We start from the raw sequence: 8672 nt of genomic DNA on the forward strand, positions 1-8672 counted from the left end.
ATGGTGCAGCCTTTCACCATTTTGACGCACTTGACAGGATCGAAATATGAGCAAGATTTCCTATGTGAAATCAGCCGCTTGAAGGAGGCCTGTGGCCCATACAAAAGTTTGAAAAAAATTTGCGTGCACCAGATTGAGTCCTGACCCGATGGACAACTTGCCCGGCATTCGGCCTGAGTGAACCGGCACGTTATCCAGGGCAGGAAGTTGTTCAGAATAAAACTGAAGAAACATCAGTTGTTTACATGGATTTTACCGACTGTGGAGCTCCGTCGATGGACAAGCCGGCACGCTTATTGAGTGCCGCCGTCGACAGGATGGCCGGTCGGTAAAAGTCGTCAGTTCTCCGGCCATCGCCGAGCTGGCAGCACGTCTGCCGGCCCGTTTGATGAGCAAAAATAATCAGAAAAAAGTGGAGCGGCCATGCAACAGAACAGATCTCAAGTGACCGAGCGTGCCGGCCTGTACGAGCTGGACGCCGGCAGCGACGTGCTCGACAGCCCCCGTTACAACCACGATATCGCGCCAACCAAGGTCCACGAGCGCACCTGGAACAAATGGCACATCACTGCGCTGTGGGTCGGCATGTCGATCTGCGTGCCGACCTACACCCTGGGCGGGGTGCTCACTGCCTATTTCGGGTTGACGGTGGGCGAGGCGCTGCTGGCGATCCTGCTGGCCAATATCGTGGTACTGATCCCCCTGACCCTCAACGCCTTCGCCGGCACCAAGTACGGCATTCCGTTCCCGGTGCTGCTGCGTGCGTCCTTCGGTGTCATCGGCTCCAACGTGCCGTGCCTGATCCGCGCCCTGGTGGCCTGCGGCTGGTTCGGTATCCAGACGATGTTTGGCGGCCTGGCGATCCACCTGTTCCTCGGCTCGATCTTCGAGGGCTGGAAGGCCCTGGGCGGCACCGGCGAGGTGATTGGCTTCATGATCTTCTGGACCCTCAACCTGTGGGTGGTGCTGCGTGGCGCCGAGTCGATCAAGTGGCTGGAAACCCTGTCGGCGCCGCTGCTGGTGGCGGTGGGTATCGGGCTGCTGGTGTGGGCCTTGCCCAATGTGTCCCTGAGCGAGTTGCTGGCGATCCCGCCCAAGCGCCCGGAAGGCGCCAGCGTCTACAGCTACTTCTTCGCCGGGCTCACGGCGATGGTCGGTTTCTGGGCCACCCTGTCGCTGAATATCCCGGACTTCAGCCGCTACGCGAAGAGCCAGAAGGACCAGATCCTCGGGCAGATTTTCGGCCTGCCGCTGACCATGTTTCTGTTCGCCGCCCTGGGGGTGGTGATGACCGCCGCCTCGGTGAAGCTGGTGGGCGTCACCGTCTCCGACCCGGTGAGCCTGATCGGCCATATCCAGAGCCCCGGCTGGGTGGCCCTGGCCATGGCGCTGATCATCATCGCCACGCTGTCGACCAACACCGCGGCGAATATCGTCTCGCCGACCAACGACTTCCAGAACATCGCGCCCAAGCTGATCGGCCGTACCAAGGCGGTGATCCTCACCGGGCTTGTCGGCCTGGCGCTGATGGCCCACGAACTGCTGAAAAAGCTCGGCCTGCTGGTCTCGGACGTCAGCCTGGAGACCGTGTATTCCAACTGGCTGCTGGGCTATTCCAGCCTGCTGGGGCCTATCGCCGGGATCATGGTGGTGGACTATTTCATCATCCGCAAACAGCAGCTGGACCTGGCCGGGCTGTACCGCGATGACGTGTATCCGGCGTGGAACTGGTACGGCTTTATCGCCTTCGGTGTGCCGGTGGCGCTGACCCTGCTGTCCCTGGGCAGCGATGCGTTCAGTTGGTTCTACAGCTACGGCTGGTTCACCGGCTCGGCGCTGGGCGGGATCATTTACTACGGGCTGTGCAGCCTGGGCAGCCCGCGAACCGCGACCGCCAAGACGCCGGTGTAAAGCGCAAAAGCCTCGCTTCTGTAGGAGCAGCGGGCGGCGATCCGACTTGCCCGCGATGGGATCTATCGAACACTGCATCACTCCAGACGAGCGCACCCTCAAAGGACCTCTCGTCAACGACAACCAGAAAAGCCTGAGGAGATCACCATGAACGCTGCCGTCGACGTTCTGCAATCCAGCCACCGGCACATCAACCGCGACCGCCTGTGGCAGTCGCTCATGGAGCTGGCGAGGCTCGGGGCCACGGTCAAGGGCGGGGTCTGTCGCCTGGCCCTGACCGACCTCGACCGCCAGGCCCGCGACCTGTTTGTCCAATGGTGCGAGGCAGCGGGGTGCACAGTCACGGTGGATGGCATCGGCAATATCTTCGCCCGCCGCCCCGGGCGTAACCCGCAGCTGCCGCCGGTGATGACCGGCAGCCATATCGACACCCAGCCCACCGGCGGCAAGTTCGATGGCTGCTTCGGCGTGCTGGCCGGGCTCGAAGTGCTGCGTACCCTCAACGACCTCGGGGTGGAAACCGAGGCGCCGCTGGAAGTGGTGGTGTGGACCAACGAAGAAGGTTCGCGCTTCCCGCCGTGCATGATGGGCTCCGGGGTGTTCGCCGAAAAATTCACCCTCGAAGAAACCCTGGCCAAGACCGATGCCGAGGGCGTGAGCGTCGGCGATGCGCTGAACGCCATCGGTTATGCCGGCAGCCGCAAGGTCAGTGGGCACAAGGTGGGGGCCTACTTCGAAGCCCATATCGAGCAGGGGCCGATCCTCGAGGACGAGAAGAAAACCATAGGCGTGGTGCTCGGCGCCCTTGGCCAGAAATGGTTCGACCTGAAGTTGCGCGGCGTCGAAGCCCACGCCGGCCCGACCCCGATGCACCTGCGCAAGGACGCCCTGGTCGGCGCGGCGGCGGTGGTGGCCGCGGTCAACCGCGCCGCCCTCGGCCATCAGCCCCATGCCTGCGGCACCGTGGGCTGCCTGCAGGCCTATCCCGGTTCGCGCAACGTGATCCCCGGAGAGGTGCGCATGACCCTGGACTTCCGTCACCTGGAACCGGCGCGCCTGGACTCGATGATCGCCGAGGTGCGCCAGGTGATCGACAGCACCTGCGAAGAACATGGCCTGACCTTCGACCTGCAACCGACCGCGGACTTTCCGCCGCTGTATTTCGACAAGATTTGCGTTGACGCGGTGCGCGAGGCGGCGCAGGGGCTGGGGCTGTCCCATATGGACATCGTCAGCGGCGCCGGGCATGACGCGATCTTCGTCGCCGAGCTGGGCCCGGCGGGGATGATCTTCGTGCCTTGCGAAGGCGGCATCAGCCACAACGAAATCGAAAACGCCGACCCCGACGACCTCGCCGCTGGCTGCGCGGTGTTGCTGCGGGCGATGTTGGCGGCGTCCCAGGCCGTGGCCAAGGGACAGCGAGTGGCCTGAGCGGACGTCATCGCGGGCAAGTCGGATCGCCGCCCGCTCGCTCCTACAGAAGCATGCAATCTTCTTCTGTAGGAGCGAGGCTTGCCCGCGATCATCGTAAGAACAGCACTGAAATCGCTGACAGACACCTGTAGCCGCTGCCGCAGGCTGCGATCGCCCGGCACGGGCGCGGCGATCTCAAGGCCGATTGAGGTCCGTCGGGATATCGGGAACCAAGGCCCTTTGGGCCTTATCGCAGCCTCGCAGCCTCGGCAGCGGCTACAGGGTGATGTTGCGATCGGCCATCGCATACAGCTTGGGATCGTCCACCCGAACCTAAGCTAATTCCTAAAAAGTATTTATATCTTAATTCTTAGATCGATTAGCTTTTAGCGACTTTCCTGTCTCCCAGAAGGTCCGCCCCCATGCGCCTGCCCTTTGCTTTGCGTCGTAGCTTGTCGATCACCGCCCTGGCCGGTCTGGCGCTGGGCATGGCCCTCGATGCCCAGGCCGATACCGACCTGCGCATCGGCTACCAGAAATCCTCGACCCTGCTGGCGGTGCTCAAGGCCCAGGGCACCCTGGAAAAACAACTGGCGGGGCAGGGCGTGAAAATCTCCTGGCATGAATTCACTAGCGGCCTGCCCCTGGCGGAATCGCTGAACGTGGGCAACGTCGATATCAGTGCTGACGTCGCCGACACCGTGCCGGTGTTCGCCCAGGCCGCTGGGGCCAAGCTGACCTATTTCGCCACGGAGACCCCGTCGCCCGCGGCGCAGTCCATCGTCATTCCCAAGGACTCTACCCTCAAATCCCTGGCCGATCTCAAGGGCAAGCGCGTCGCGGTGACCAAGGCCGCCGGCAGCCATTACCTGCTGATCGCCGCCCTGCGCGAGGCCGGCCTGAGTTTCGCCGACATCCAGCCGGTGTACCTGACCCCGGCCGACGGCCGCGCCGCCCTGGAAACCGCCAAGGTCGATGCCTGGGTCACCTGGGAACCCTTCGTCGCCAGCGCCGAACGCCAGCAGGGCGCGCGGGTGCTGCATGACGGCCAGGGCCTGGCCAGCTACCGGCGTTATTACCTGGCCTCCAACGATTACGCCAAGGCTCATCCAGAAGTGCTGAAACAGGTGTTCGCCGAGTTGCAGAAGACCGGCACCTGGGTCAAGGCGCACCCGACGGAGGCGGCGAAATTGCTCGGCCCGCTGTGGGGCAACCTGGATGTGACCACGGTGGAGCTGGCCAACAGTCGTCGTACCTACAAGGTGGAAGCGGTGCAGCCGGACGCCCTGGGCGAGCAACAGAAAATCGCCGATGCCTTCTACCAGGAAAAACTGTTGCCCAAGCCGGTGGATGCCCGCGCGGTGCAACTGTGGAGCCCCACGCATTTGTGATTGAGCGTTAGCCCGCATTCGTCGGCAAACCGGTTCCTGCACATATCCCTGTAGGCGCCGGCTGGCCGGCGAAAAGACTTCCCCCTTTTTATTTTCATCACCGCCGTTGGCGCCACCCCCGCGCCCGGCGTCAGGAGTTCCCGTGTCCGCCGTTCACCCCCAAGCGGCCTTTGCCGTCCCAGCCTCGTCCGCCCCGCAACCGGCCAGCGCCGAGGTGGTGCTGGAGCTGCGCAACCTGACCAAGCACTACGGCCGTGGCTCGTCCGTGCCGCCGGCGGTGGAGCAGGTCAGTCTCAGCGTGCGCCGTGGCGAAGTGCTGTGCCTGATGGGCACCTCCGGCAGCGGCAAATCCACCTTGCTCCGGCATATCAACCGGCTGATCGAGCCCAGCAGCGGCGAGGTGCTGATCGACGGCGCGGCCATCAGTCAGCTTTCGGCCAAGGACTTGCGCACCCTGCGTTCGCGGCGCATCGGCATGGTCTTCCAGCACTTCGGCCTGCTGCCCCATCGCAGCGTGCGCGACAACGTCGCCTTGCCCCTGGAACTGCGCGGCGAGCCCGAGGCCCTGCGCCAGGCCGCCGCCGATGTGCAGCTGCGGGCCATGGGCCTGGAGGGCTGGGGCGAGCATTATCCCCATGAGCTGTCCGGTGGCATGCAGCAGCGGGTCGGCCTGGCCCGGGCGCTGGTCAGCGAGCCGGACATCCTGCTGATGGACGAACCCTTCAGCGCCCTCGACCCGACCATCCGCCGCGACCTGCAAAGCCACTTCCTGCGGGTGGTGCGCGAGCGCGGCATCACCACCTTGCTGGTGACCCACGACCCGGCCGAGGCCCTGCGCCTGGCCGACCGCATCGCGGTGCTGCGCCAGGGGCATCTGATCCAGCTGAGCAGCCCCGACGAGTTGCTGCAGCACCCGGCAGACGCTGAGGTAGCGGACTTCTTTCAAGAGCACGGCGCGCGCCGCGACACGGTTGTCGCGGCGCCCGTGGCTTCGGGTAAAACAGCACCCGCTCCGGCGCCCGTGGCCCCGGGATTTTCCTTCTGGCAGGCGCTGTTGCTGGGGCCGGCTGCCTTGGCCGCCAGCGGGCATGGCGCCTTGTATTGGCTGGGTTTCGCCCTGGAATTGGCAGCGGCCAGTGCTCTGGGGCAGTGGCTGGCCAGCGCCAGTCTCGGTTGGGCGGGGTTGGCGATTCTTGGCCTGTTGCTCAGCCGCCTGCTCAGCGTGACCCTGGCCCGTCGTCCGAGCCGCCAGGGCCGTTCCGATTGGCGCCTGCCGTGGCTGGTGTTGCTGCTGTGCCAGGGCCTGGTGCTGTGGCGGGTGGTGGTCGTGGATGCCAGCGGCCCCTGGCTGCAATTTCCCGCCGACCGCCAGGCGCTATTGAGCACCGCGGCGGCCATCGACCAGTTGATCGGTTGGTCCCAGGTCACCTTCGAAAGCACCTTCGTCGGCGTGATAGTCGCCGTGCGCACGGTGATCGAGAGCATCGAAAGCCTGCTCGGCTGGCAGCCCTGGCCGGTGCCGGCGCTGGCCCTGGTGCTGCTGGCCTGGCGCTCTGCCGGCGCGGCCTTGGCCCTGACCAGCGCGGCGGCCTTGCTCTATATCGGCCTGTTCGGTTTCTGGGAACGAACCATCGCCACCCTGGCCCTGGTGGGGTCCTCGGTGCTGCTGTCGCTGCTGATCGGCGTGCCCGCCGGCATCCTCCTGGCCAAGCGTGCCTTGGCGCGGCGCCTGATCACGCCCTTGCTGGACGTGATGCAGACCCTGCCGACCTTCGTGTACCTGATCCCGGCGGTCGCGTTTTTCTCGGTGGGCAAGACCCCGGCGGTGATCGCCACGCTGATCTTCGCCCTGGCGCCGATGATTCGCCTCACCGCCCTGGGGATCCAGGAAGTGCCCAGGACCGCGGTCGAAGCGGCCCTGGCCCATGGAGCCACGCCGTGGCAGATCCTGACCAAGGTCGAGCTGCCCCTGGCCGCCGGCTCGCTGCTGCTGGGGATCAACCAGACCCTGGTGATGAGCCTGTCGATGGTGGTGGTCGCGGCGCTGATCGGCGCCGGCGGCCTGGGCTACGACGTGATGACCGCGCTGCGCAATATCAAGGGCGGCGAGGGCATGCTGGCCGGCGCGGCGATCGTGTTCTGCGCGCTGATTCCCGACCGCATCATTCAAGCGACCCTGCGCCAGCGGGATCGCGCTTTCCATCAGCAATGAGGTGTCTCTTGAACAAGTCGTTTTTCCGTACCCTGGGCGCCGCCGCGCTGCTGTTGGGGTTGTCCCTGCCGGTGCTGGCCAAGGACAAGATCGTCATCGGCGAACAGAACTGGACCGGCGCCATCGCCATCCAGAACATCCTCGGCGAGGTGATCAAAAGCCGCCTCGACGGCGATGTGTCCTACCTGGCCGGTGACATACCGGTGCTGTTCGCCGCCGCGGCCAAGGGAGACGGCTCGGTGGATGTGCTGACCGATATCTGGCTGCCTAATCAATCCGCCGCCTGGGCCAAGTACGTCACCGGCGGCACCCGCTCCCTGGTGCCGAACAAGCAACCCTATCTCGGGGTCCAGGGCTTCTATATCCCCGGCTACCTGCAAGACAAATACGGGGTGAAATCGGTCTACGACCTGCAGAAACCCGAGGTGGCGAAACTCTTCGAACCCCTGGGCGGCGGCAAGGCGCAATTGCTGGTAGGCCCGGCGGGCTGGGAGTCGACCTATATCGGCCAGATCAAGGCCAAGGATTTCGGCTTTGCCGACCAGTTCGAGTCGGTGTCCACCGAAGCCTCGGTGACCTACGCCAAACTCGCCGCGGCCTACAAGGCCCAGCGCGGCGTGGTGTTCTACGCCTACACCCCGGACTGGATCTTCTCCGCCTTTGACCTGCGCCGCCTGGATGAGCCGGCGTTCGACGGCTACGCCCAGGACAACAAGAAGGGCGACCCGCTGTACAAGGCCGACGGCTGCTGGAAATTCGTCAGCCCGACGGTGGACGCCGACTGGCTGAACAAGAGCAAGATCACCTGCGCCTACCCGGACGCCCGGGTCTATGTCCTGGCCTCCGCTTCGCTACAGAAACGCGCGCCACGGATCGCCGCCTTCCTGGAAAACTTCAGCATCGACCCGCAGGTGTTGAACGACCTGATCCTCAGGATCGAGAAGGAACAGCAACCGGCGGCGCAAGCGGCCAAGGCCTGGGTCCAGGCCAACCCGGCGATCGTCGATCAGTGGCTGGGCGCTAGCGGCGAGAAAGTCGGAGCGGTGCAGTGAGCGAGGAGTATCGGAACATGAGCGGGATCAAGCAGGCGACCTTCGGCGCGGGCTGTTTCTGGGGCGCGGAAGCCGCGTTCCGGGCGCTGCCGGGGGTGGTGGATACACGGGTGGGCTACGCCGTGGAGGCGGGCGACGAGTCGTTGCGGATCGAGGTGGTGCAGGTGGATTTCGATCCTCGGGTGTTGACTTATTCGAGCTTGATCGAGCACTTTTGGGATTTGCATGATCCGACTTCGGTGGATCGGCAGGGAGAGCATGGTGGGGTGAAATATCGTTCGGCTATCTTCCACACCAACGCTCTACAGGCCGAACAGGCACGGCAGGCCAAGACGGCTCTGCAAGACTCCGGCCGCCTCAACAAACCTGTGGCCACGGTGATCGTGCCCCTGGGGCGCTTTGAACTGGCGGATGACGCGCACCAGCGCTACCTGGAAAAGAATGGGTTGAGTAGTTGCCATATCTGAGGGTACTGGTCGCGGAGGTCTGCCTCTGTAGGAGCGAAGCTTGCTCGCGATGGCGTCGGTTCTGGCGCTGCACTTTTTGGACGGTGTACATATCCATTCCTGCGGTCACGGCTGCTTAGGGTTCCGCCCTTACGGCGGGTCACTTTTGGCAAACGCCCCAAAAGTAACCAAAAGGTCTTGCCCCACCACTCGGTGCCTCGCTTAGGCTCGGCATACCCTCACTCCG

Annotated in this window: 6 protein-coding genes; all 6 read left to right on the plus strand. The window is 64.5% G+C overall.

The genetic code is table 11. The features are described from left to right. Positions 1-423: 423 nt before the first annotated feature. On the plus strand, positions 424-1911 hold the full coding sequence (locus tag J4D52_RS30205; protein ID WP_102677422.1) for an NCS1 family nucleobase:cation symporter-1: 1488 nt from the start codon (positions 424-426) through the stop codon (positions 1909-1911). 147 nt (positions 1912-2058) lie between these two features. Next, the gene (locus tag J4D52_RS30210; protein ID WP_102677423.1) at positions 2059-3342 is read left to right on the plus strand and encodes a Zn-dependent hydrolase; all 1284 of its coding nucleotides are present in this window, start codon (positions 2059-2061) and stop codon (positions 3340-3342) included. A gap of 404 nt (positions 3343-3746) precedes the next feature. Continuing rightward, positions 3747-4715, plus strand: coding sequence for an aliphatic sulfonate ABC transporter substrate-binding protein (locus J4D52_RS30215; RefSeq protein ID WP_025809487.1), 969 nt, complete (start codon positions 3747-3749; stop codon positions 4713-4715). A gap of 142 nt (positions 4716-4857) precedes the next feature. Next, positions 4858-6927: an ATP-binding cassette domain-containing protein gene (locus J4D52_RS30220; protein ID WP_110721780.1), complete on the plus strand. Its 2070-nt coding sequence runs from the start codon at positions 4858-4860 to the stop codon at positions 6925-6927. Beyond that, entirely contained in the window at positions 6924-7979 is a 1056-nt protein-coding gene (locus J4D52_RS30225) for a glycine betaine ABC transporter substrate-binding protein (protein ID WP_102677425.1), read from the plus strand. Before J4D52_RS30220 ends, J4D52_RS30225 begins: the two co-directional genes overlap by 4 nt. Positions 7980-7996: 17 nt before the next feature. Further along, on the plus strand, positions 7997-8446 hold the full coding sequence (gene msrA, locus J4D52_RS30230) for a peptide-methionine (S)-S-oxide reductase MsrA (protein ID WP_102677426.1): 450 nt from the start codon (positions 7997-7999) through the stop codon (positions 8444-8446). Positions 8447-8672: the final 226 nt, after the last annotated feature.

The organism is Pseudomonas sp. GW460-12-10-14-TSB1 (genome assembly GCF_017349775.1).
GTDB lineage: Bacteria > Pseudomonadota > Gammaproteobacteria > Pseudomonadales > Pseudomonadaceae > Aquipseudomonas > Aquipseudomonas piscium.

Excerpts from the sequence above, each read along its gene's own strand:
- J4D52_RS30205 (WP_102677422.1), top strand. The coding sequence starts at position 424 with ATGCAACAGAACAGATCTCAAGTGACCGAGCGTGCCGGCCTGTACGAG.
- J4D52_RS30210 (WP_102677423.1), top strand. The coding sequence starts at position 2,059 with ATGAACGCTGCCGTCGACGTTCTGCAATCCAGCCACCGGCACATCAAC.
- J4D52_RS30215 (WP_025809487.1), top strand. The coding sequence starts at position 3,747 with ATGCGCCTGCCCTTTGCTTTGCGTCGTAGCTTGTCGATCACCGCCCTG.
- J4D52_RS30225 (WP_102677425.1), top strand. The coding sequence starts at position 6,924 with ATGAGGTGTCTCTTGAACAAGTCGTTTTTCCGTACCCTGGGCGCCGCC.
- msrA (WP_102677426.1), top strand. The coding sequence starts at position 7,997 with ATGAGCGGGATCAAGCAGGCGACCTTCGGCGCGGGCTGTTTCTGGGGC.